Source organism: Pseudolactococcus chungangensis CAU 28 = DSM 22330, from assembly GCF_002441885.1.
Classification (GTDB): Bacteria; Bacillota; Bacilli; order Lactobacillales; family Streptococcaceae; genus Pseudolactococcus; species Pseudolactococcus chungangensis.
The window spans coordinates 87,737-113,157 of record NZ_JXJT01000004.1 but is presented as its reverse complement, the minus strand read 5'-3'; the positions used below and the strand labels follow the sequence as shown (position 1 = coordinate 113,157).

18 protein-coding genes and 1 pseudogene are annotated in these 25,421 nt (G+C 40.5%); all 19 read left to right on the top strand.

From position 1 onward, the window contains the following. Positions 1-248: pseudogene (locus RR45_RS03365) on the top strand (hypothetical protein); the annotation flags it as partial. Next, positions 248-550, top strand: a complete 303-nt coding sequence (locus RR45_RS03360) for a hypothetical protein (RefSeq protein WP_031365525.1) — start codon at positions 248-250, stop codon at positions 548-550. The pseudogene RR45_RS03365 and the gene RR45_RS03360, both read left to right, overlap by 1 nt. 298 nt (positions 551-848) lie before the next feature. After that, positions 849-1,178 carry a putative DNA-binding protein gene (locus tag RR45_RS03355; RefSeq protein WP_031365526.1) on the top strand — a complete coding sequence of 110 codons (330 nt, stop codon included), beginning with the start codon at positions 849-851 and terminating at the stop codon, positions 1,176-1,178. After that, positions 1,171-1,704 carry a hypothetical protein gene (locus RR45_RS03350; protein ID WP_031365527.1) on the top strand — a complete coding sequence of 178 codons (534 nt, stop codon included), beginning with the start codon at positions 1,171-1,173 and terminating at the stop codon, positions 1,702-1,704. Before RR45_RS03355 ends, RR45_RS03350 begins: the two co-directional genes overlap by 8 nt. Positions 1,705-1,710: 6 nt before the next feature. After that, a complete protein-coding gene (gene ffh, locus RR45_RS03345; RefSeq protein ID WP_031365528.1) occupies positions 1,711-3,207 on the top strand; it encodes a signal recognition particle protein in 1,497 nt (498 codons plus the stop codon). An 80-nt stretch (positions 3,208-3,287) separates the two neighbouring features. Then, positions 3,288-3,770, top strand: coding sequence for a shikimate kinase (locus RR45_RS03340; RefSeq protein WP_031365529.1), 483 nt, complete (start codon positions 3,288-3,290; stop codon positions 3,768-3,770). Beyond that, positions 3,767-4,597: a prephenate dehydratase gene (gene pheA, locus RR45_RS03335; protein WP_031365530.1), complete on the top strand. Its 831-nt coding sequence runs from the start codon at positions 3,767-3,769 to the stop codon at positions 4,595-4,597. The genes RR45_RS03340 and pheA overlap by 4 nt, the downstream gene beginning before the upstream one ends. Before the next feature lie 193 nt (positions 4,598-4,790). After that, entirely contained in the window at positions 4,791-5,138 is a 348-nt protein-coding gene (locus RR45_RS03330) for a YxeA family protein (protein ID WP_031365531.1), read from the top strand. Then, positions 5,138-5,890, top strand: coding sequence for an ABC transporter ATP-binding protein (locus RR45_RS03325; protein ID WP_031365532.1), 753 nt, complete (start codon positions 5,138-5,140; stop codon positions 5,888-5,890). The genes RR45_RS03330 and RR45_RS03325 overlap by 1 nt, the downstream gene beginning before the upstream one ends. Continuing rightward, positions 5,890-7,875: an FtsX-like permease family protein gene (locus RR45_RS03320; RefSeq protein ID WP_031365533.1), complete on the top strand. Its 1,986-nt coding sequence runs from the start codon at positions 5,890-5,892 to the stop codon at positions 7,873-7,875. The genes RR45_RS03325 and RR45_RS03320 overlap by 1 nt, the downstream gene beginning before the upstream one ends. A 206-nt stretch (positions 7,876-8,081) precedes the next feature. Continuing rightward, on the top strand, positions 8,082-8,558 hold the full coding sequence (locus tag RR45_RS03315) for a hypothetical protein (protein ID WP_031365534.1): 477 nt from the start codon (positions 8,082-8,084) through the stop codon (positions 8,556-8,558). Between the two features lie 70 nt (positions 8,559-8,628). Beyond that, positions 8,629-9,285, top strand: a complete 657-nt coding sequence (locus tag RR45_RS03310) for a response regulator transcription factor (protein WP_031365535.1) — start codon at positions 8,629-8,631, stop codon at positions 9,283-9,285. After that, positions 9,282-10,238 (top strand): sensor histidine kinase, encoded by a 957-nt coding sequence (locus tag RR45_RS03305; RefSeq protein ID WP_096823149.1) that lies wholly within the window; start codon positions 9,282-9,284, stop codon positions 10,236-10,238. The genes RR45_RS03310 and RR45_RS03305 overlap by 4 nt, the downstream gene beginning before the upstream one ends. Positions 10,239-10,467: 229 nt before the next feature. Next, positions 10,468-20,358 carry a mucin-binding protein gene (locus tag RR45_RS03300; RefSeq protein ID WP_031365537.1) on the top strand — a complete coding sequence of 3,297 codons (9,891 nt, stop codon included), beginning with the start codon at positions 10,468-10,470 and terminating at the stop codon, positions 20,356-20,358. A 193-nt stretch (positions 20,359-20,551) separates the two neighbouring features. Then, entirely contained in the window at positions 20,552-21,898 is a 1,347-nt protein-coding gene (trmFO, locus tag RR45_RS03295) for a methylenetetrahydrofolate--tRNA-(uracil(54)-C(5))-methyltransferase (FADH(2)-oxidizing) TrmFO (RefSeq protein ID WP_031365538.1), read from the top strand. Between the two features lie 84 nt (positions 21,899-21,982). Further along, on the top strand, positions 21,983-23,233 hold the full coding sequence (locus RR45_RS03290; protein WP_031365539.1) for a diaminopimelate decarboxylase: 1,251 nt from the start codon (positions 21,983-21,985) through the stop codon (positions 23,231-23,233). Between the two features lie 64 nt (positions 23,234-23,297). Then, positions 23,298-23,534, top strand: a complete 237-nt coding sequence (locus RR45_RS03285) for a YneF family protein (protein WP_003140136.1) — start codon at positions 23,298-23,300, stop codon at positions 23,532-23,534. Between the two features lie 167 nt (positions 23,535-23,701). Beyond that, positions 23,702-24,496, top strand: coding sequence for a glutamate racemase (gene racE / locus RR45_RS03280; RefSeq protein WP_031365540.1), 795 nt, complete (start codon positions 23,702-23,704; stop codon positions 24,494-24,496). Beyond that, a complete protein-coding gene (locus RR45_RS03275) occupies positions 24,493-25,419 on the top strand; it encodes a nucleoside-triphosphate diphosphatase (RefSeq protein ID WP_072353425.1) in 927 nt (308 codons plus the stop codon). The genes racE and RR45_RS03275 overlap by 4 nt, the downstream gene beginning before the upstream one ends. The last annotated feature ends 2 nt before the right edge of the window (positions 25,420-25,421 follow it).

The following is a 25,421-nucleotide window of genomic DNA, read 5'->3' as shown; positions in this document are numbered from 1 at the left end:
TGGATTTACCCACTACAGAAATTATAGAGCCGCAATTAGTCGCCTCACTTGCACTAGATAATCATGGTGCCAAAATGAAATATTTACTGTTTGCACCAGGCTATATGGTGTGGTACTGTCAGATGAATGCCATTACCATTGCCACAACCTTTATCCCTGCAATTAAGACAGTCTTTGGCTTTGCTGGTAAGGGGACATGGGTAAGTCCAACTCGGACTAAGATGACCAAGAAGGAAGGAGAGAGCTAATGAATTTTTTAGTTGCCATGCCTAGAGAAACAGATACGTCTTTGTTTACGAGTCGTGTCTCACAAGGTCTTTTCCTAATAGTTTGTTTGACTGGTTTAGTCCTGAATATCCTTGTTTTTTTGCAAAATTATCAGAACTTTTCTGATAGACGAAAACAAGAATATGATGATGAAGCAACTCGAGCTGAAGCTATGACATCCAATCGACACGATTTTATTTTCAGTACCTTTATCAATCTAATCATTCTGGTTATCTTCGTCTTTCTGATTGTTAAATTTACCATACTTCTTCTTGGTTTTTAAGTGGTAATGTAGGCTTTACCTGCTCAGATATCGAAAGCGCCAAGAAAGATGAAGATGTCATTATGCCAGGCACGAACCTTTTTCAGGTTATAAATGCGCCATGATTTTGGTTAATCAACAACCCATTAAATTGATTGAGACAAGGCTCACAGAAAAAGAAATCTGGGGTGACGGTATTTTTAAAGATAGTTTACTTTATCTAAACAATCATTTGAAGCAAAAGTCATGATGGCGTATTTCTAAGATAAGATTGATAAGAAAGCTGAGTTTATCTCAGTTTTTTTGGTATAATAGAAGAATGGAAATTGAAAAAACCAATCGGATGAATGCGCTGTTTGAATTTTATGCGACTTTGCTAACAGAAAAACAGATGAATTATGTCGAGCTTTATTACGCAGATGATTATTCATTGGCGGAAATCGCAGAAGAATACAAAATCAGTCGGCAAGCCGTCTATGATAATATCAAGCGGACAGAAAAAGTCTTGGAAACATATGAGACCAAACTCCATATGTATTCAGACTACATTGTGCGCGAGCAAATTTTTGCCGAAATTTTAGCAAAATATGCGGATGATACTTATCTGGTTGACAAAATCACGATTTTACAAAGTTTAGAAAATGAATAGCTATAAAATAAAAAATAGAGAAGTAATCATCTATAAGACTTCAAGTCTATTAAATATTCTAGAAATTGTTTTTGCTTGGCTACTTGTTTTTGTTTTTTTAGTAATTTTAATCAGTGATATGGCTGGCATATTAAAGATATTCCTATCTTCAATAATTGTTTACTTCTTATTTTTCATTTGTAAAGCTATTTTGAAACTTAAGCGTATCACTTTATTAACAAATGAAGAGATTTTGATTGTTGAGCAAATTGGTAGAAGTAGAACGATTTCACTGAGTGAAATTGCCTATGTGACAGCGGATAACAAATTAGAGATTGAAATGGGAGGGGGACCTCACAAACTTTTTCAATTCGTCTGGTCAACTTATCCAAAAATCGTTTTGAAACCCATGATGAATAACCTAACTTTTGTAGCAAACGATAATAGGTTTCTTTACATTCCGGAGTATATGAACACTCACAAGAGAAAAAATTTAAGTCAAAAATTAAACTGTCCCTACCTAAATTATAAAAAGAATCGAGAATAGAAAATTATGGCATTTGAAAATTTAACAGAACGATTACAAGGCGTTTTTAAAAACTTACGCGGAAAGAAAAAAATCACTGAAAATGATGTTTTAGAAATTACCAAAGAAATCCGTGTGGCATTGCTAGAGGCCGATGTCGCGCTACCAGTTGTCAAAAAATTCATCAGAAATATCCGCACACGTGCGATTGGTGTTGAAGTTTCTGAAGCTCTGCAACCGGCGCAACAAGTCATCAAAATCGTTGATGAAGAATTGACAGCAATCTTGGGTGGTGGGGAAGCAGAGCTTGCTAAGTCACCAAAAATCCCAACGATTATCATGATGGCAGGTCTCCAAGGGGCCGGTAAAACAACCTTTGCAGGGAAATTAGCCAAACGCTTAAAAGAAACTGAAAATGCACGGCCTTTAATGATTGCGGCTGACGTTTACCGGCCTGCGGCAATAGAGCAGCTGAAAACAGTGGGGAGACAAGTCGATGTACCGGTTTATGATGAAGGCACTGACGTTAATCCAGTAGAGATTGTTCGTCATGGTTTGGCTTTGGCGGCTGAAAAGCGTAACGACTATGTTTTAATTGATACGGCTGGTCGACTTGAAATCGATGAAAAATTGATGAACGAGTTGGTACAAATCAAAGATTTGGCACAACCGACTGAAATTCTATTAGTTGTTGATGCTATGACCGGTCAAGTCGCAGCCGATGTCGCCAAGAAATTCAACGAAACATTGGAAATTACTGGTGTTATCATTACTAAATTGGATGGTGACACGCGTGGCGGTGCTGCATTATCTATCCGAGAAATCACAGGTAAGCCGATTAAATTTGTCGGGACGGGTGAGAAGTTAACTGACTTAGAAGTTTTCTATCCTGACCGGATGAGCTCACGCATTCTTGGCATGGGTGATATGCTGACTTTAATCGAGAAAGCACAAAGTCAATTTGATGAGGCGCAATCTGCTAAGATGGCAGAAAAAATGCGTGAAAATTCCTTTGATTTTAACGATTTTATCGAGCAATTAGACCAAGTCCAATCAATGGGTCCTTTGGATGAAATCATGAAAATGATTCCAGGTATGTCAGAAATTCCAGGCGCTGCCAATATCAAGGTAGATGAAAAAGAGATTGCCAGAAAACGTGCGGCAGTCTTATCCATGACACCAGAAGAACGTGCCAATCCTGATATTTTATCACCGTCACGTCGTCGTAGAATTGCTGCAGGCTCAGGTAATACTTTTATCGAAGTTAATAAACTCATCAAGCAATTTAATGAGTCTAAAAAGATGATGAGTGGCTTGATGAATGGTGATATGGGCGCCATGCTCAGTGGTATGGGTGGTCAAATGCCAAATATGCCAGGTGGTATGCCAGATATGAGTACGATTGGTGATATGAGCGCCATGTTTGGTGGTGGTCTAAAAGGTAAGGTTGGAAAAATGGCGATGACCGCTGCTATGAAACGTGCCCAGAAGAAAATGAAAAAGGGCAAGAAGAAGAAAAAGTAAGACCTATATTCAATAATATTGTGGTGTGCCAAGCATGATAAAAATAAGGTATAGCTAAGAAGGAATGGAAACTGAGATAGATGACAACATTTTTAATAGGCTTTATGGGGTCGGGCAAGACGACCATTGCAAAATTATTAGCAGAAGACTTTATTGATATGGATGATGTTATCGTTAAGCGTATCGGTATGCCGATTTCGACTTTTTTTGCTGAGGTAGGTGAAGATGCTTTTCGAGAAATTGAATCACAGGTCTTAGAAGAATTGTCACAAAACGAAGGTGTGATTGCGACAGGGGGGGGGATTGTCATGTCTGAAGATAATCGCCGTATTTTAGGTAATGCTGATGCAGAAATCATTTACTTAAAATCAGATTTTGACACCCTTTATCAGCGAATTTCTGCGGATACGACGAATGTTAGACCGTTATTTATCGATAAATCACGAGAGGAACTCCAAGAAATATTTGAAACTCGTGCCCCCTTGTATGAAGCTATTGCGACTCAAATTATTACTATTTCAGGGAGAACACCTGAGGAAATTATAAAGGAAATTAGACGATGAAAATTGGTTTTTTGGGTCCTAAAGCGTCCTTCACTTACGCGGCAGCTCGTGCGGCATTTCCAGATAGTAGCCACCAACTCATTGCCTTTGACTCGATTACTGAGGTCATTAGAAGTTATGAGCAAGACTTAGTTGACTATGCAATTGTTCCTGTTGAAAATTCGATTGAAGGTAGTGTCCACCAGACTGTTGATTATCTCTTTTTACAATCGGATGACACTCGAGCTCAGGCTGAAATCGTCCAACCAATCAAGCAACAGCTTATGGCGACAAGTGCGGATAAAAAGATTGAAAAAATCTTTTCTCATCCCCAAGCGATTGCGCAATCGCTGAAATATTTGCAGTGCCATTTTCCTGACGCAAAAATCGAAAGTACTGATAGCACAGCTTATGCGGCAAAGTTTGTCTCGGAACATCCCGAGAAAAATTATGCGGCAATTGCGCCCACTGCCAGTAGCTTGGAGTATGGGTTGACGATTATAGCTCAAGACATTCAAGAAATTGATGAAAATTTCACAAGGTTTTGGTTATTGGGACATACGACACCGAAAATTCCGCTGCCAGTTGAAACAGAAAAGATGACATTAGCCTTGACACTTTCGGATAATCTACCGGGTGCACTTTATAAAGCCTTGCAAATTTTTGCAGACTTCGGGATTAATTTAACCAAAATTGAATCTCGACCGCTAAAAACTTTCCTAGGAGAGTATTTCTTTCTTATCGATGCCCAGTTTTCTGAGAACTATCTTTATTTGATTCACGCGCTCGAAAAGCTTGGCATTACAGTTAAGCGTTTGGGTAAATATAAAGTCTATAAGATGTCATAACAAACATATAAACTAGCAGAGCTTTCATTATCTGTTAGTTTTTTTTAATAGCAATGCTTAAAATTCCTCTGACTTACATTTTCGTAAGAAAGAAATAGTGAGGTGTAAGGTAGGTGATGATGTAGTATGCGATAATAAGAGTGTTAAGAGGAAAATAAATGAGTTTCAATAACTTAAAATCAAAGGAGTTACAATGAAAAAATTATTAGCAGTTTTTGCAGTGCTTGCGCTTATCGGCAGTGGGCTCTACATGGTTTATAAAAAGAGTTATGGGGGCGATGCTTACTATGTGAAGATTACACAAGATGGTGTAACGACACAAGACTCAGACAGTAGTGGTCGTGTTTATACAACGTATAACTATGAGCTACCTGCTGTCAATAAACGTAACGTTAAGAAAGCAACTAAGTTTACGGCAGACCACAATCTTAGAAAAGGTGCTTACTTAGCATTAACGGTTAACAAAACTAAAGGCGTGACCGGTTACAAAGAAGTCAAAAAATCAGAAATTAAAGCGAGTATCTTAAAGGAGATCAACTAATGTTCTTAGAAGTCAATCATTTAGAAAAAACATTCCAAACACGTTTTTCAAAAGAGAAAACACAAGCCTTGCGAGATGTGAATTTCATTGCTGAAGAAGGTGAATTCATCGCTATCATGGGTGAAAGTGGCAGTGGTAAAACAACACTGTTGAATATTTTAGCTACTTTAGAAAAACCCAGTAGTGGTGAAATCGTTTTAGAGGGCAAAAAAATTAGCACGATTAAGGAGCAACAGTTAGCAGAGTTCCGTCGTGACCACTTGGGGTTTGTTTTCCAAGATTTCAATTTGCTTGATACGCTGAGCGTGCGGGATAATATTTTCTTACCACTTGTTTTGGGGCGTTATAAATATGATGAAATGGCTAAACGTTTGGAAGTTTTAGCACCTAAGCTCAATATTTCAGATTTACTAGACAAACAACCTTTTGAGTTGTCTGGTGGTCAAAAACAGCGTGTGGCTGTTGCGCGTGCCCTGATTACAAATCCAAAATTAATTTTAGCGGATGAACCGACAGCTGCACTTGACTCTAAAAATTCAGATGGCTTGCTTGAATTATTTGAGCAAATCAACGCAGAAGGTCAAACAATTCTCATGGTGACGCATTCAAGTTTGGCTGCTAGTCATGCTAGTCGTGTACTATTTATCAAAGATGGTCAAATCTTCCACCAACTCTATCGGGCTGGTAAATCTAATAATGAGTTTAACCGGGATATTACGACAGCCATCACAAGCCTTTTAGGAGGAGAATAATGTTCTATCTCAAACTAGCTTTTCAAAATATCCGAAAGTCTTTATCTAATTTTTCACCGTTTTTACTCGCAACAACATCTATGTTTGCGATGACGCTAATCTTGTCAAACCTTGCCTTTTCTGAGAGCTTGGACCAGTTAAAAGGTGCTGATGCCGTCAGGATGATGATGAAATTTGGACTTGCCATTATTGTCTTGTTCTCAGTTATCATCGTGAGTTATAGCTACCGTTTCTTACTTAAGCAAAGAACCAGAGAATTTGGACTCTATAATATCTTGGGGTTGAACAAGCGAAATATCGCGACGATTTCATTCTGGGAATTGTTAATGACCTTTGCTGCGACAGTTATCACAGGTACTGTTTTGGGCTTGATTTTTTCAGAATTTCTCTATCTGATTTTTGTTCACCTTATCGGTGGCAACTACTTTAACTTAAAAGTGTCATTCACAGCCATTTTGTTAACATTGCTTGTCTTTGCAGCTATCTTTGCCTTGCTTATGTGCTTTGCCATGGTGACGATTAAACGGAACTCAGCTATCAGCTTACTGAAAGATAACACACGCAGTGAGCGTGAACCTCGTGGTCGTTTAATCATGTCTATTCTCAGTGTCCTGATGCTTGCCGTTGCTTATTATCTGGCGCTTAGCGTTCAAGGACCGATTGAGGCTTTACTTAAATTTTTCATCGCAGTTATCTTGGTTATTTTGGGGACTTATCTACTCTATATCGGCGTAACCATCTTCGTCTTGAAACGTCAGAAAGCCAATAAAAACTACTATTACAAACCTGAACATTTTATCACGACAAGTAGTATGCTTTACCGCATGAAAACCAATGCAGTTGGTCTTGCCAATATCACGATTCTCGTGACCATGACGTTTGTCACACTTGCGACATCTGTCGCTCTCTATGTCGGTGTTCAAAAAGTCGTAGCAGACCAATATCCCAAGAACACAAATATTAGTTTTGCAGGAAAAAGCATTGACGAAAATAAAACAGCCCTGGATAACTTCATTCAAGAAAATGACATAGATCATACAAAAATTGCACCATATTCGACATTTATGGTTATGACAAATTTAAGTGTTGGCGCTGATAAAAAAGCAGTATTACCAGCGGAAAATGCGAAAATGAATGATTATTCAGTAATAAGATTTGTCACGCGTGACGATATGGTTAAATTAGGTAATGATTTACCAGAGTTAGCCCCCAATCAAGTTGTTCTTTATAAAGCATTTGGTGATAGAGATGTCAAATCAGTTGATTGGTTTGGTGAAAATTTAGAGATTGTTAAAGAAGTACCGTCGCTTAAAAACCTCCCTAAATTTCCTGGAGTATTTGATGTCTTTGTACTCGTTGTCTCTGATGAACAAGAACTTACAAAATTGAACGAGCTCAATAATCAAGATACGATTAAGAAAAATTCAGACAATCCAAATGTTGATGCTTTCACAACACCTATTAGCACAGAAATCCTTATTGACTTACCGGCTAAAGAACGTGAGGTGTTAAGTAAAAAGACAACAAATGATACTAACCAAATCAATCAAGTCATTGTTGCAACTGAGAAAGAAAGCAGAGAGGGCATCATGGCATTCACAGGTGGCTTCCTATTCATTGGCTTTATGCTTGGAATTACCTTTATTTTAGGTGCTGCTTTGATTATCTACTACAAACAAATTTCAGAGGGTGCTGAGGATAAACGCAGCTACCGTATTCTACAAGAAGTTGGATTGACTAAAAAAGAAGTTAAAAAATCAATTGATTCACAAGTGTCAATCGTTTTCTTTATGCCAATCATTGTCAGCATCATTCACTTTGCAGCAGCCTTTGTGATGATTTCTAAGTTAATCAACATTTTTGGTATCACTGACATGGGCATGATTGCTAGTGTCAGCGGCATAACGATTCTAGTTATTTCAGTAATCTATTATCTGATTTATCGTAAAACATCAAAAATTTACTATCGCATTGTTGAAAGATAAGTTGTTACCATAGACACCTCCAGATTTTGGAGGTGTTTTTTGTATGGTTTCAAAAAATCATCTTTTTCACGTATTATTTGAAATTAATTAGAAATATGATAAAATAGTAATAGGAATAATATGGTTAAAGATGCTGAAAATCGACATCACTAAGAGAGACGATATAAATTTTTAATCGCCGTGATACACAAACTTAAGGAGGATTGATGATGAAAAAAGTAGTTGTGATGATGATAACCCCTGTACTGGCAGCCTCACTTTTTACGGCATATAAGATGAGTGGCGGTAAAAATATACCTGATTCCCCAGGTAAGATAGCGACAATCAGTACTTTGCGAGAACGTGAGGAAAAAGGTGAGTACGCAGCAACAGAGTGGCCGAATAATTTGCAAACACAACAAATTCCTGAACCGCCATTTGAAATTGTTGGTGAAAATACAATCATTGAGGATGTTGGAGAGGGGACTTATGAAAAAGCTTGCGGTATTCATTTTACCGATGTATCCAGACAGGATGTTAAAACATATGTTAAAACAAGTGTCAAATCTGTGGGTTTTGTTGGGAAAACGATCAAGGATGGTAGTGCGTCATATCATTGGCAAGGAAAAAATGCCAATAAATTAAGTATTGATATTGAGTGGTATGAGGGTGGAAAAATGGTGATGACATTTTTCCAAAACTGATGAATCGCTTATTTGAGTATCGTATTGGTCATAACTGACACAACTCTCTCTTTTCTGGTAAAATAAAGATATGAAAAATAAAATCTTTATCGTTGAAGATGATGAGACGATTGTTAAGCTCTTACGTGAAAAACTTCAAGAAGAATTCCTGGTGACGAGTGTCATGAATTTTCGTGCCGTAGCAGCAGAAATTTCAGAATACCAACCAGATTTGGTCTTGATGGATATTACTTTGCCTTATTTTAATGGCTTTTATTGGACAACTGAAATTCGAAAAACCAATGATTTGCCGATTGTTTTCATCTCATCGGCATCTGATGAGATGAATGCTGTCATGGCAATGAATATGGGGGCAGATGATTTTGTCAGCAAACCTTTTTCTGTTGAGGTGTTAGTTGCTAAAATTAACGCGCTTTTAAGACGGACAAAGGGTCAAGTCAACCATTTAAGTTTTGAACAATTCACGTTAGATTTAGATGGTAATTTTTCGGATGGACAAGAAAAAGTTAGCTTGACTAAGACAGAGATGATTATTTTGAAAGCATTGCTAGAGCAGGCAGGGCATATTGTCGACAAACATGATCTTCTGAAAAAAATCTGGGAGGGTGATGACTATATCGACGACAATACTTTGAATGTCAATATGAGTCGCTTGCGCAAAAAACTCCTGCAAGTCAACTTTGATCACATTCACACCGTTCGAGGTGTCGGGTATGTTATCAAATGATGCCTTATCTACGACTTATTGCCCGTTTTTGTCAGGAGAAATTTAGCGAAATTGCCATTTTTTTGCTCACTGAGGGCGTGATTGTGCTTGTTTTATATCTACAAAACATAGATTTAGCAGCTTTTAAAGTCGCTTTCTTGCTACCCACGTTGATTTTTGTACTTTATCTGAGTTTTGCCTGTCAACGCTTTATTCAGCTCCACCAGTTTTTAGCACGGACTAGTGTGGAAAATTTACCCTATTTTCCTGATACGAGCTTAATTGGTGAAGATTATCAACAGCTACTTATTGGGCTTGAGCAATGGCATCAGGAGAAGTATCAAGAATTGTTGAAATTTGACAAGGATTTGTTAGATTTAACTAGAGTTTGGACGCATCAGATGAAAGTGCCGATTGCAGCGCTCGACTTGATGGCGCAAACAAATAACCTGACACAATCGGATGTACAGCACCAATTATTAGAATTGGATAATTATCTCAATATTTTATTGAGTTATCTGCGGTTACAAAATACATCAACTGATTTCCGATTTGAAACCTTTGATGTGGCAGATGTCACGCGCGACATTATCAAAAAATATGCCAATCAGTTTATTATGAAAAATCTCTCTGTCAGGATTGAGGGGTCTTGGCGACTGACGAGTGATAGAAAGTGGCTGACTGTCGCCTTGGAGCAAATTATTAATAATGCGGTCAAATACACTAAGACTGGTGGTGTGAGGATTAAGTTTGACGAGAGCATCACGATTGCTGATACAGGTATTGGTATTTTACCTGAGGATTTACCGCGGCTCTTTGAACATGGCTTTACCGGCTATAATGGGCGTCATCATCAAAAATCAACAGGACTTGGTCTCTATTTGACTAAAGAAATTCTGGATAAACTTGAGTTGACAGTGACGATGACTAGCCAAGTTGAGCAAGGGACAGAAGTCAAGATTAAAAAGAACTAGTGATGTTACTGTGGCTAGTTCTTTTTTGATTGTTAACGATTTGATATTGTCTGTTAGCCGTGTGTTTCCAAGCGTTAAGAGTAGGTTAAAAACAATGCTAATTAATAGAGAAAAAATAAAATATATGATAAAATAATAAATGATAATAGTGTTTTAAAATGAGAATAAAATATCTTTGTAATAAATATTTTTATCTTAAATTAGAAACAGAAGAAAAGAGGAAGTAACCATGAAGAAAGGGACACTAGAGAGGGCTGAAACCGATTATAAAAAACGGTTTGTGCTTCGAAAAGTGAAAAAAAGATGGGTCGTGACCGGCATTATTTTTGCGACCATTGTACCTAGTTTGTCTTTTGCTGAAAGTGATGTCCTAGCAGACGATGGTATCGTTAAATCAAGTTTTCCAACTTTGTTTGGTCAGACATTGACACCAGTCAAGGCAATCAAGCAAACAGCGTCTATCGTTCCCTATGCAGCGGTTAGCACACCAACGATTGATATGTTGGAAGATACCGAGACTGATTTAAATGAACAACGGACTGTCTCTTATGATAATAGTAATTATCAAAACGTTTTTACGGTCAGTGGTACTGGTACAGATGATTTGGCACATAACGAAACCATCAATGGGACAAATTATACCATTCTTACCCCAACTAAAACTGATGTCAATAAGAAAACGGGTGCCGTTGCTTTTAATCAGCAGATTGATATGACGAAAGATTGGTCTTTTAATTTTAACATTGACCTTGTCCGATTAAATTCTGCTGGTTTTTTAAGCGGTTATGGTGTTGGTGATTTTATCGGTCTAGTTTTATCACCAACAGCACCGAGTCAACTTGCAAGTGCAGGTGGTGCCAAACAATTTGGGGGTGGTTTAGGGCTCAATGGCTTGCCGAACTCATTGAACTGGGGCATTGATTTTTATAACAATAGTGCCTCTCAGGATTCTAACTCAGCTAATTATACACCTGTTGGATTTGGTGATTCATCGCTTGGTATCAATCCAGGTGCGCTCTCTAAAATGGGGAATCAGGTCATGGGATGGCGTAGCACTGGGGCAAACGGACTTTTAAATACTGCCAATTCGACGACTGATCAGCAACAAGCGATTACTACCTTGAATAATGTAACAACAGGTTCAGGAAATAGTGACAACCAATGGGGTGGCTCAGGTGGTGGCCCTAATCTGAGCGCTCCTGTTGCGGTCAGCTATACTTACAATGACGCTAACAACACAGGAACATTAACTGTTAAGGTGACGACAAGCTCACCCCAAACGTTTACAAGAACAATTAATCTGACCAATACCTCAATGTCTGTCGGGGTCATGGCAGGGTATAATTTAGCCTATACCCAAATGGGCACACATATTACTAATTTCACACTAGAGCTTGGTTCAGGCACAACAACAGTCAACTATCTCGACCAAAATAATCAACCGCTTAGAGCGGCAACTCAGTTTATTGCCAATACGACTGATACGATTGGCATTACAGGTGGTTCGCCTAATGCTGATGCGGATACTTACGCTTTTACGGCACCAAGTTTACAAGGCTATTCACTTGTAAAAAATGGGACAGCTGATGTAACAGTCGGTTCAGATACTATCAGCAATGGGGTAACAGTTCCGGGTAATACGATGAATATCCAATATCAAGGCGATTACCAAGCTGCCCCACTTTCTGCTGTGTCTAAGACTGCAGGTGTGCCTGTGCCTGTCAATTTGCCAAAAAGCGATACCGATTATTCGGGTGCAACAAAAGAGCCGATTGCCTTTACCTCAACGGATGCAACTCTGAGCGTGCCGGGCTATACCTATACAGTCACAGGGCCAAATGGCAGAAATTATGATACTTTAGCCGAAGCGGTAGCAGACAATCCAACATTTGATGATACAACAAATGGCTATGTAAAAAACGATGTTTCCCCTCAACCCTTTACGGTCAATTATACAGCGGATAATGTCACTGTTAATTATGGTCTAGTAGATACGAGCGGTAGTGTCGACACTTCAAAAGCCAGTGTGCTTCAGTCAAGTGACACCTTGTCGCCAAGTCAACCCACGATTGGTCAAACACTGACCTCAAGTTTAGCGACGGATGTCACAGCCTCACCTGATATTGAAACACCGAAGTTACAAGCCAGTGGCATTGTACCAAATGGCTATCACCTGACGGGTAAAGTCTACTGGAGTAAGGATGGTGGTGCAACGACGACTGCTGTGCCAACGGTGGCGCTTTCTGTCGATGATGTTAGCAGCAGTGATACGGCTACCTTGCTTTTTGAGGTGGCGAAAGATTATCAAGCTGCTAATGTGACGATTAATTATGGCAATAGTGGTGGGGGAACACCGCCTGCATCAACGACGCTTAGCCAAAATGGCCTGACAGGTGGGACTTTTAGTTTCAACTTGTTAGGTTTGCCGGTACAGGGTTATCATTTGGTGGGTGCTACGGATCCTTCTGGTGCTAATCTATCTTTGCCATTGGCGACGATTTCAGGTCAGTATGATGCTACTAATAATCTGCAAGCAAGCAGTGATAGCGCACCTCAAAACTATACCCTGACTGCGGCGGCGGACTTACAACAGCTCAATATCAGCTATAATTTCCCAGCTGGTCATAATCTATCTAGCCATTTGACAAATGATCAAAAAATGCAGATTGGGACGACAGCAAGTACGTTTGCTAATGTGGCTGTGCCAACAATTGCAGGTTATACAGCGGAGATTACCTATCCCGACGGGACAAAGCAAACAAGTGATACCATCACAGGTATTGTAGCAGATAATACGAGCAATGGGACGAGTCAGATTGACAGTGTACCACAAACAGCGACCGTTAATTATGTCGCCAATGCTCAGACAATTACGGTCAACTATACCAACCCTATTGATGGTACGACATCAACTGATACAATTTCAGGGGTAACAGACGGCACGTATGCAGCAATCCCTATTACACAGATTTCAGGTTATTCATCTAATGTGTCTATCAATAATGGCACATCACAAGTGATGACGACAGTGCCGAGTGGCTCATTCGGGTCAACGCCGATTGTGATTGATGTGACTTATGACCCATGGTCTGCTCAAGTTAATTACTATTCTCAACAAGTAGATAGTGCGGGCAGTCCTATCGGTGCTCTAGATGCCTTACCTGGTAGTTTTGCTAGCCAAACCAGTGGCATTAATTTTGGTTTTGATATTTTATTTGGTACAACAAGTGGGACACAAACAAGTGGTTTGCAAGCAGTTACAGCCATTCCTGCAGGCTATCATGTCTCTAATTTCTATTGGAGCGATAAACCAGACGGGACAACACAAGATAAAACACCACCTTATCATACCGATCAGACTTGGGATAACATGACCAATACGGCAAGCGGTCTTGTGCCAAGTTATCAAGCCGCCATTGTCTACCAATATACCAAAGACGTCCAACAAGCGAATATCAACGTAGCAGGTGCACCAAGTGGGCAAGGTGTGACCAATGGTCAGAACACCCTTTCTGGCATGAATAACGCTCCTTACACTGGCGTCACAGGTGGGACACAAGTCGTCAGCGTGCCTCAGATAAATGGCTATCTGGCGACTGTTACCGATAGTAGCGGCAAGGTTGTCAGTCTGACTAATAGTCAGTTTACCATTACCTATGATGCAACGAATAATGGCACAAGTGCCACAGATAGTGCGCCACAAGACTACACGATTACTTATACTGCAAGAAGTGCCAAAGTCTTGGTGAATTACACCTACGCCAATGGTATCAACACCAACGTGTCATCAAGTTCTTCGGTCGATACCACAGCCTATACAGCACCTATTTTGCCACAAAGTGCGACAATTAATACGCAGACAGATGGCACTTACTCGCTGACTGTACCGACGGTTGACGGCTACACATGGACGGTGTCAGACGGCAAGGGCAATAGCTATACAAGTAGCACCTTACCAGCAAGCTTTACCAGTGATGGGACAAATGTGACCTATACGGTCAGTTATACAGCCAGCAATGCGACACACGTCATCAATTACTATGAAGCGACTTATGATACAAGTGGCAAATACACCTTTACTACAACGCCTGTGCCAAGTCTACCTGCTCAAACAGTGACAGGACCGATTGGTAGCATTCAAACCTTTGGTGTGACAAGTGCCAATATCGCTGTCCCAAGTGGTTGGAGTTTAGATCCGATGGGCGCTTCACTTAGTGCTTTGACAGGGGATAATGATAACCTAAATGGTGGTGACACCGCAAAACGGTTAACCTTTACACCGGGAATGACCGATTATGCTGTCTATCTTTCTCGTGATATCCAAAGTGTTCAAGTGAAATTTGTCAATGATCCGAAAAACAGTAGCACGATTTATCAAGACGGCAAGACTGGCAAGACTTATACCGTGCCAACGACTGGTTTTGCTCGCTCTGGTTATGATTACACCATTAAAGACGCTAGTGGTAATGTCGTGACCGCTATCAACGGCACTTATGATGATACAAGCAATGGCAATGCCAGCAGTCCAGTGTATAACAACGGGGACGGCGACAAGACACCACAAGTCTATACAGTAACCTATACATCGCAAACGCAAGAGGCAATCTTAAAAACAGATAGCTCAGACCCTGACAATGCTGGCGGTTTGACTTATCCATCAGCAACAGGTGCAACCAATAGCAATATTGCATTTGCAACAACAGATAAAACCTTAGCGCGTGCTGGCTATAACTACAATGTGACGGTCAGCTATACAAACTCAAATGGCGATGCTGTTTCGGCAAGTTATCCAAATTTGGCACTCGCTCTTGCGGCTAATGCGACTTATAACGACAATGATGTGGTAGGTGGTCAAGATAGCAATCCACAAATCTTTACGGTCAGCTATACACCAAGCAGTCAAACGGCTATCTTGCAGACTGATGCAACGGATCCAAAAGGTGCGCAAACTGTTGATACCCAAAACGGTCTGACCGCTCAAACCATTACTTTCTCAAAATCTGACAGTGACTTGGCGCGTGCTGGCTATACGTATCAAGTCAAGGTGCCAAATGGCACAGACTATCCGACTTTGACAGCAGCACTTGCTGCTGCTGGGACTTATGATAAGACGCCAAATGGCACGAGTGTAACTGATAGTGAACCGCAGACCTTTACGGTCAGCTATACGGCTAACCCTTTAACGGTGAAGATTAACTATGTTTATGGTACACCTAAAAATGGTGATGTGCCATTAGGTGATTTTAGTACACAAGATGTGCCAACCCAAGCGATTGGTGTAACCAATGGTACGACTTATACCACAGATGTCAATACTACCCCAACACCGATTGCGACAGGTATCACTGTCCCGACTATTCCAGGCTACACGCCAAATGTGACAACGATCACACCGAAATTTACCGTGGATAGCAATGGCAATCCGACAGAACCAGAAATCACTGTGACTTATAATGCGAGTCCGGATTCAGCGACGATTACCTATTCAGATGAGGCAGGTAATAATTTGCTGTCTTACATTGGCAGCAATCCAACCAGTCAAAATGGCTATACAGATGGTGTCATTATGACGAGTGGTCCAAGTGTGCCAGGCTATACGCTTAAAGGTTTTAAATATAATGGTGGCGCACTAGATACCAATCTCGCTGATTTAAACAATGCGTACTATACGACAGATGCAGACAACATTGAATTTGTTTATACACCAGATACACAGACAGTCGCGATTCATTATCTCTATAGCAGTGATGACAACTCTCCGAAAAATGGTGAAGTCCCACTTGCTGATTTTGGTAGCCAAACTGTGACGGACTCTGCTAGTGGTCCGACAAACTCGACAGGGTCAGAAATTACTGTACCAACAATTCCAGGTTATACAGCCAGCGTCTCTAAAGTGACACCAGACTATGCTATTGATCCAAAAACAGGCCAACTCGTGACACCTAGCCTAAATGTCACTTATACGGCGAATAATCAAAATGCTGAGATTTCTTATCTCATTGCACCAAATGCGACGAAAAATCCTGATGGTAGTTACAATGTTGATCCAAATGATTTAGTTTCTGCAACAGCAAGTCAAACTCGAGGCGCAGCGACTAGTGCAGTCGGTGTGACAGACCAAGCGATTGGGGTTTCAGCACCTATTATTCCGGGCTATACCATTTATTCTCGAACAGCTAACGGTGTCACAGTGCCTGATATTAGTACAGTGACTTTTGATGCGACAGCTTACCCAGATAAGTTAGAAGTCATTTATGTCCCTAATCAGCAGACTGTGACGGTTCACTATGTCTTTCAGTTGCCAGCAGATTATAGTGGGTCTTATGGGACTGGTACGCCGATTGATTATGCCACTAACAATGGCAAAGCAGTACCAGGCTTAGATGATAAAGTCGTCGTTGGTTACAGTAATCTCCCAAGTACGACGGATACACTCCCAACAAATATCGAACCGGGTTGGGAAATCAATCCAACGCCTCAAACTATTGATTGGACGACAGGAACAGATGGTAATCTGACTAAGACCGATTATTATTACTATGTTGCGCCAAATACAAATGAAATTGACATTCAATATCTGTCAACGGTCGCTAATACTAATTTAATTGACCTTATACACGCCAATAATATAAATCCAATCTTAACGACAGAAGTCCAAACAGGGTCAAGATTTACTTATAGTGGTGCTTTCGATATTCCAGGTTATGGCTTTAATAAGTATACCTATGGAACTACTGATTCAACAACGAGACCGGATACTAGCACCACGACCATGCCTTATCAAAATGGTGCAACTGCGCTTAATCTCTATTATCAACCCAGCGCACAAAAGGTAGCCATCAATTATGTCTATGATCAAAATGATGGCTCATCTAAACATGGACCAGTCCCATCATCAGACTTTGCATCGGGTTCATCCGTTGTGACTGAAGCTGATGGTGTGACGAGTGGTACGACCTATACGACTAATCTTGATACTAGTACTCAAATACCTGTGGCAACGCCGATTACAGTCCCAACAATTCAAGGCTATGCACCGAATGTGACAAGTATCAATCCAAGTTTTGCCATCAATACAGATGGGACACTGGTTAACTCAACGATTACGGTAACCTACACCGCTAATCAGGATAATGTTGCGACCATGCAATATGTGAATGAAGATGACAACGACAAGGATATTTCACAATATGCCAGCACCCCAGTTTCGCTTAATGCCAGTGGTACGACAGATCAAGTCATTCCGACAAGTGGCGCCGTTAACATTCCGGGTTATACCTTTGATCATATCGAGTATAAAACAGCAGCAGGTGTGACAGATCCAAATGCTGATTTGTCAAACCTCACATTCAGTGGTGGTGGTGCAACACCTGATAATGTTAAGTTTGTCTATAAAGCCAACGACCAAACAGTAAATGTGCATTATCTCTACTCAGGTGGTGGTTTTAATGGGCAAGAAATTCAAGGCTTGACACCAGGAAAAATTCAAGGCAAGAGTAATCAAGCTGCTACAACAACCACTGCACCAAATGCGCCAGTGGGTTATGATTTGGTTAAAACGGGTCTAGTTAATGGCAATAGTCAACCCGTCATGTGGACGACTGTTAACGGTACACTTGTGACACCAGATATTTATTTCTACTATCAAGCTCAAGTGACCCAAGCGACGATTAACTACACGACCACGACAGGTGGCAGCGACCTTAACGCCGTTGTGCCAACAGGAACTGTGACAAGCACAGTCAACGGTCAAACAGACGCCACCATTCCAGTAAGTGGTGCAGTACCAATTGCCGGTTATACGTTCAAGAGCATGACAGTCAATGGTGCTGAAAAGGCGACAAGCGTCGCAGACGCGAATGCTGTCACGTCAGTCTTTACACCAAATGCAACAGTGAGCGATAAAACAGCAATCGAGTACCTCTACACGCCGGATACGCAAAAAGCTATTGTTAAGTTTGTAGATGCGTCTGGTAACCCAATCGTTGATGCATCTGGTACAGCCATTCCAGATGTCACATTGACTGGTACAACAGGTGGCACGATTGATTATAGAGGCTTGACAGATACATACTCAGGTTACAGCTTGACGACAGATGGTCGGGCAACGACAACGACTTATGATAGCAAAGATGATGCTGATCAAGTCGTTTATATGGTCTATCAACCTGATGTCGAAAAAGTAACAGTCAATTATAAAGATAGCAATCAGAATGTCTTGAAATCATCAACTGAGTTAACAGGTGTTTCAAATGGCGTGATAGACTATGCGTCAATTGATGCTAACCTACCAGGCTATACCTTGATGACAGACGGTCGGACAACGACAACGCATTATGATATCGATTCTGGCACAGATCAGACAGTTGATTTGGTCTACCAAGCTAATCAGCAGCAAGTCATTGTTAATCTAAAAGTCAGTCGTGATGGTGGTCAGACATGGGAAAACTTGACAAAATCGATAACATTATCAGGAAACTCTAACGATTCGATTGATTATAAGGCATTACAGACAGCTTATCCAGGCTATAAATTGATAGATGATAGTCAAGAAAATAGCACCAAAAATTATGACACAGCAGATGGCGTGAATCAAATCGTCAACCTTTATTATGCACCACTCAAACAAGTTGCGATTTTGCAAACTGATGCGACTGACCCAGATTATACCGGTGGTAAAAATATCACGACAACGTCAGACGGTTATTCATTTGGCAATCTAAAATTTGCCAGTGATAGTGAGCAAAATCTTGTGAGAAAAGGCTTTACTTACAAAGTTTATGGACCAGATGGTGTTTGGTATGATACGCTAGCCAATGCGATTGCTGCTAATGCGACCTATGACGGAACTCTTAATTCAGATGCGATTGATACGATAGTACCTACAACTCGCGCTCTAGGTCTGGGTAGTGCTCTAGGATTAGGCAGAAGTGTTGCCCCAATCAATCCTGGCATTGATCCAGCTAATCCCGGCATGCAAGCAGACGATTTGGTACCGCAAGTCTTTACAGTCAGCTACACACCAATGCCTGAAAGCATGGTCGTTCAAACCATTAATGACCCAGCCGGTAATAAAGTCTATCCAACAGCCACAGGCGTGACAGGTTTAGACGATAACAATCAGCCGATTGCAAGTACATCACCGATTTATCAATCTGGTATGCAATTGTCACTCGTACCGAATGTTTCTGTTCCCACTAATTTCTACAATGTCAATGTCGTTGATACGCAGTTACAAACAGCGGCATCAGGATTGCCAAATCTGACTAGAAATGGTTATACCTACGTCGTCAAAGCACCAGATGGCACAGAATATCCAACCCTGCAAGCCGCAACGAATGCGGTGCATGTCTTTGATAATGACCCAAGTAGCAATCAAGTCTTTGAAGTCGTCTACACAGCGCAATTGCAAACGGTGAACTTGATGACTGACAGTAGTGATCCTAAAGGTGCACAAACGATTGAATCGACACATGGTCCAAGTGATTCAAATATTTCACTTAATTCAGACGACTCAAATCTGAAACGCAGCGGTTATGTTTATCAAGTCACTGGACCAGATGGCAAAGTCTATCCTACCTTGGCAGATGCTTTGAAGAACAATCCAACGTATGATGCCAATGCTATTGATTCGACAACTGGTATTGATGCAACACCACAAAACTTCACGGTTACCTATACACCAGTCAAACAAACCGCTAATCTAATCGTTAACGGCAAAATATTTGATACAGTGACGGGTGATAGTGACTCAAAACTGATATTCAATAAAACGGATAATGACTTGTATCAATCAGGTTACACCTACAAAGTAACTGCACCAAATGGCAAAGTATACAATTCGTTAGCAGAAGCGCTTAAAGCAGTTGGCAGTTATGACCATAACAATTTAACAGATGGTCAAGATACGACACCACAAAACTTCATCGTTGTCTACACGAAAAATCAAGACAAGGATAAAGAAAATCCATCAGTACCTCGTGCTCAGGGAACAGATGGACATGAATTCGGAAGTTTTGGTGAGAAAATCGAACAATACGGTCTTCTCAGTGCACTATTACTAACCATCCCAATTCTGATTTTCTTAGGTTTAAATAAACTAAAGAAAAAATCTGAATAGAAAGTTAGCTTGAAGTTTAAAAAAGTTAGCTTGAAGTTTAAATCAGTACAAAAAAGACTCACAGATTGATGTGAGCCTTTTTTGGATTGATTAGTGGTTAATCAATCTAAGAAATATTATCAGCGTCTTTTGTCTCAAAAAAATGACTGTAACATGATATAATGGATAGTAATCAACTAGAAGGAAACTAAAGATGTCAAATCATATCAATGTTATCGGCGCAGGTCTTGCAGGCTCAGAAGCCGCGTACCAAATTGCCAAACGCGGTATTCCCGTTAAGCTTTACGAAATGCGTGGGGTTAAGTCAACACCACAACATAAAACAAGTCATTTTGCAGAACTCGTATGTTCCAATTCTTTACGTGGTGATTCAATCACTAATGCGGTTGGTCTCCTGAAAGAAGAGATGCGTCAGCTTGACAGTTTAATCATTAGTTCAGCAGATGAAACACGTGTGCCTGCTGGTGGGGCATTAGCAGTTGACCGTGAGGGCTTTGCAGAACTCGTGACATCAAAAGTGAGTCATCATCCCTTGATTGAAGTTATCAGAGCAGAAGTGACAGAGATTCCTGATGATGCCATCACGGTCATTGCCTCAGGCCCCTTGACATCTGACGATTTAGCAGCGAAAATCCACGCTTTAAACGATGGGGATGGTTTTTATTTCTATGATGCAGCAGCACCGATTGTCGATATCAGTAGCATTGACATGAGTAAAGTGTATCTTAAATCACGCTATGACAAAGGGGAGGCTGCTTATCTAAATGCACCGATGACTAAAGAAGAGTTTCAAGCATTCCAACAAGCCTTGGTGGCTGCGGAAGTAGCTGAGATTAAGGCTTTTGAAAAAGAGAAATATTTCGAGGGCTGTATGCCGATTGAAGTGATGGCTGCGCGTGGCTTTAAGACCATGTTGTTTGGCCCCATGAAACCGGTGGGGCTTGAAAATCCGAATGAGACCTATACCGTAACCAAGCGAGATGGGACAACATATGAAACAAGTGTCCCTTATGCAGTAGTGCAACTCCGCCAAGATGATGCAGCAGCGAGTCTCTATAATATCGTTGGTTTCCAAACGCATCTAAAATGGGGGGAGCAAAAACGTATTTTCCGCATGATTCCAGGTCTTGAGAATGCTGAATTTGTCAGATATGGCGTGATGCACCGAAATTCTTACATGGATTCACCAAATCTTTTGACCCAAACTTTCCAATCTAAGAAGAAAGACAATCTCTTCTTCGCTGGTCAAATGACGGGTGTAGAAGGCTATGTTGAGTCAGCTGCCTCAGGTTTAGTGGCTGGGATTAATGCGGCTAAATTATTTCAAGAGGCATTACCAGTTGTTTTTCCTGAAACGACTGCCATTGGTGCCTTGCCATATTATGTGACCCACGCTAACAGTAAAAACTTCCAACCAATGAATGTCAATTTTGGCATCATTAAGGAGCTTGAGGGCGAACGCATTCGAGATAAAAAAGAACGCTACACAGCTATTGCAGAACGTGCCTTGAAAGACTTGGCAAACTACCTAGATGTTTAATTTTACAGTATTATAATTATGTAAAAAACTAATTAATAATTGACTGACACCAGATGTGAGTTAGAGAAAATATGAGGAGCAACCATGAAAACACCCTTCGTTACGGCATCGCAACTTGACAAAATTACTACAGAATACCCGACACCGTTTCATTTATATGATGAAAAAGGTATACGGGAAAAAGCACGTGCAGTCAATCAAGCTTTCAGTTGGAACCCTGGTTTTAAGGAATATTTTGCAGTTAAAGCCACACCGACACCAGCTATCTTGAAAATTCTTCAAGAAGAGAACTGTGGCGTTGACTGTGCGTCAGAGATAGAATTGTTAATGTCTCACAAGCTCGGATTTGAAAAGCAAGATATCATGTTTTCATCTAACGATACACCTGCTCAGGAGTTTCAGTATGCTAGAAAACTGGATGCCACAATTAATCTGGATGCCTATGAACATGTTGCATTCCTGAAAAATGTCACAAGCATACCTGAGATTATTTCTTGCCGCTATAACCCTGGTGGTATCTTTGCCCTAGGTACGGATATCATGGACAATCCGGAAGAATCAAAATTTGGCATGACTAAAGACCAACTGATTCAAGCCTTTAAAGACCTGAAAGCACTTGGCGTGAAAAAATTCGGGATTCATTCTTTCTTAGCCTCTAATACGTTGACAAACGACTATTATCCAGTTTTGGCTAAAGAATTATTTGAATTAGCAGTAGAAGTGGTCCAAATGACGGATGTTGATCTTGATTTTATTAATTTATCTGGCGGCATTGGCGTTAACTATAAGCCTGATGAAGTAGAAAACGACATCGCTAAAATCGGTGACGGCGTTCGTCAAGCCTATGAAGCGGTGCTGACACCTAATGGTCTCGGCAATGTCAAAATCTTTACAGAACTCGGACGTTTTATGCTTGCCCCTCACGGCCACCTCATCACTAAGGTCATCCATAAAAAACAAACTTACCGTGATTACGTGGGTGTCGATGCGAGTGCTGTCAATCTTTTAAGACCAGCCATGTATGGCTCATACCATCATATCAGCATTGCAGGTAAGGAAACAGCACCTCAAACGCACATGTATGATGTTGTTGGCTCACTCTGCGAAAATAACGATAAATTTGCTAAACAAAGGCTGATGCCTGAAGTCCATGTCGGTGACACACTAGTTATTCATGATACCGGCGCGCACGGCTTTTCGATGGGATATCAGTATAACGCCAAATTACGTTCCGCAGAAATTTTGTTGCAAGAAGATGGCACTACCCGCCAAATTCGGAGAGCAGAGACGGCGGAAGATTATTTTGCGACTTTATATGGTTTTGATTTTGATTGAAAATAGACAGATTATGTAAAATTTGATATAATTAACCGAATAACAAAAGAGAAGAGAGATAAAAATGCCAATTTTACTTGCTATTTTATTAATGATTGTTACCGCTCTTGGCGGCTTTGCTTTAGGTTTGTTCTTGAGCCGTCGTCAAGTGAAACAAATGCTAATGGAGAACCCGCCATTGAATGAAGATGCTGTTCGGACGATGATGAGCTCAATGGGTCGCAAACCAAGTGAAACACAAGTGCAACAAGTTTTGCGTCAAATTCGTGCAGCTGCTAAACAGGCTGATAAGAAAAAATAAGGTTTAGGGGACGCTCTAAAAACTCAGTTTTTGGGTTTCATTGTAAGAGATAGACTCGCACGATTTGTCGTTCTTGCATCTTTCCCTCAAATAACTGAGATATACTTTTTAGAGATTCCCGTAAAAGCTGAGATTTTCTCGGCTTTTGTTTTTGTGAGGTAAGTAAGATGGATAATCGACCGATAGGTTTTTTAGACTCAGGTGTTGGCGGTCTGACAGTGGTTAAAGAATTAATGCGCCAATTACCCGATGAAGAAGTTATTTATATCGGAGATTCAAGACGTGCGCCTTATGGACCAAGACCTGCGGCACAAATTCGACAATTTACCTGGGAGCTGGTTAATTTTCTCTTATCAAAAGATGTTAAAATGATTGTCTTTGCTTGTAATACGGCGACAGCTGTTGCTTGGGAGGAGGTCAAGAATCAGCTTGAGATTCCAGTACTAGGTGTTATTTTGCCTGGCGCCAGTGCAGCGATTAAAGCAACAACAACTGGTCGTATTGGTGTGATTGGTACAGCTATGACTGTCGCATCGGATATTTATCGAAAAAAAGTTCAGCTCTTGTCGCCCAACTTAGCCGTAACTTCCTTGGCTTGTCCTAAGTTTGTACCAATCGTTGAGTCAAATGAAACAACGTCAAGTGTTGCTAAGAAAATTGTCTATGAGACTTTGAAACCACTAGTTGGACGTGTCGATACTCTCATTCTAGGCTGTACACATTATCCCTTGTTAAGACCTATCATTCAAAATGTGATGGGGGATGGGGTCAAATTAATTGATAGTGGCGCAGAATGTGTACGAGACATTTCCGTCTTGCTCAATTATTTTGAGATTAATCGAGAGCGTACAATTGCGATGAAATCACATCAATTTTATACGACAGCAAGTAGTCAAGCTTTTGATGATATTGCTGAAAATTGGCTACAAATGCCTATTAAATCAAGGACATTGAAATTATGAAAAAACTATATAAGCACCAGACAACAGATATTTTTGCCTATATATTAGAGGAAAAAAGGGTGCTCGCCATTGAAAATATTTTTGGTGAACAGCTAGAAATCCCCCTATACTCAGTCTTTTTTAAATATTTTCCAATCGAAAAAGGCTTAAAAATTGTCGCAGTAGATGAAACACCTGCTGATATCATTGACTTATTTTTCCAAGTTTTGAGGGATGTGACTGGTCTGAACTATCAGTATAGTCTTAATCAGGAATTGACAGTTGAGTTAGAGGGTCAAGTCTTACACACAGAGACAGTGAGCCTACAAAGCAAGACGAGAAAAACGCTACTTATTGCCACACGTAATGAAGGAAAAACAAGAGAATTTAAGGCAATGTTTAGCCAATTAGGTTATGATATTAAAAACCTCAATGATTTTCCTGAGTTACCAGAAGTAGCTGAAACTGGTATGACCTTTGAAGAAAATGCGAGATTAAAAGCTGAAACGATTTCCGAATTGACAGGTGAAATCGTTTTGGCTGATGATAGTGGCTTGATGGTTGAAGTATTAGGTGGTCTGCCGGGTGTCTGGTCTGCTAGATTTGCTGGAGAACATGCAACAGATGCAGCAAATAATGCCAAGCTCCTGCATGAACTTGCAAGTACAGCTGTCTCACCCGAAAAACGAAAAGCAAAATTCCATACGACCTTGGTCGTTGCAGCACCAGAAAAATCGTCCCTTGTCGTAGAGGGCGAGTGGCACGGTGCGATTGCGACAATTCCGAAGGGAGATGATGGATTTGGATATGACCCTTTGTTTGTTGATGAGGAGACTGGCAGAACTGCTGCTCAAATGACACTTGAACAAAAAAATAAAGTATCTCATCGCGCTCGCGCCCTACAAAATTTGTTGAAAGAATGGCCTGACTGGCTAAGACAATGAGG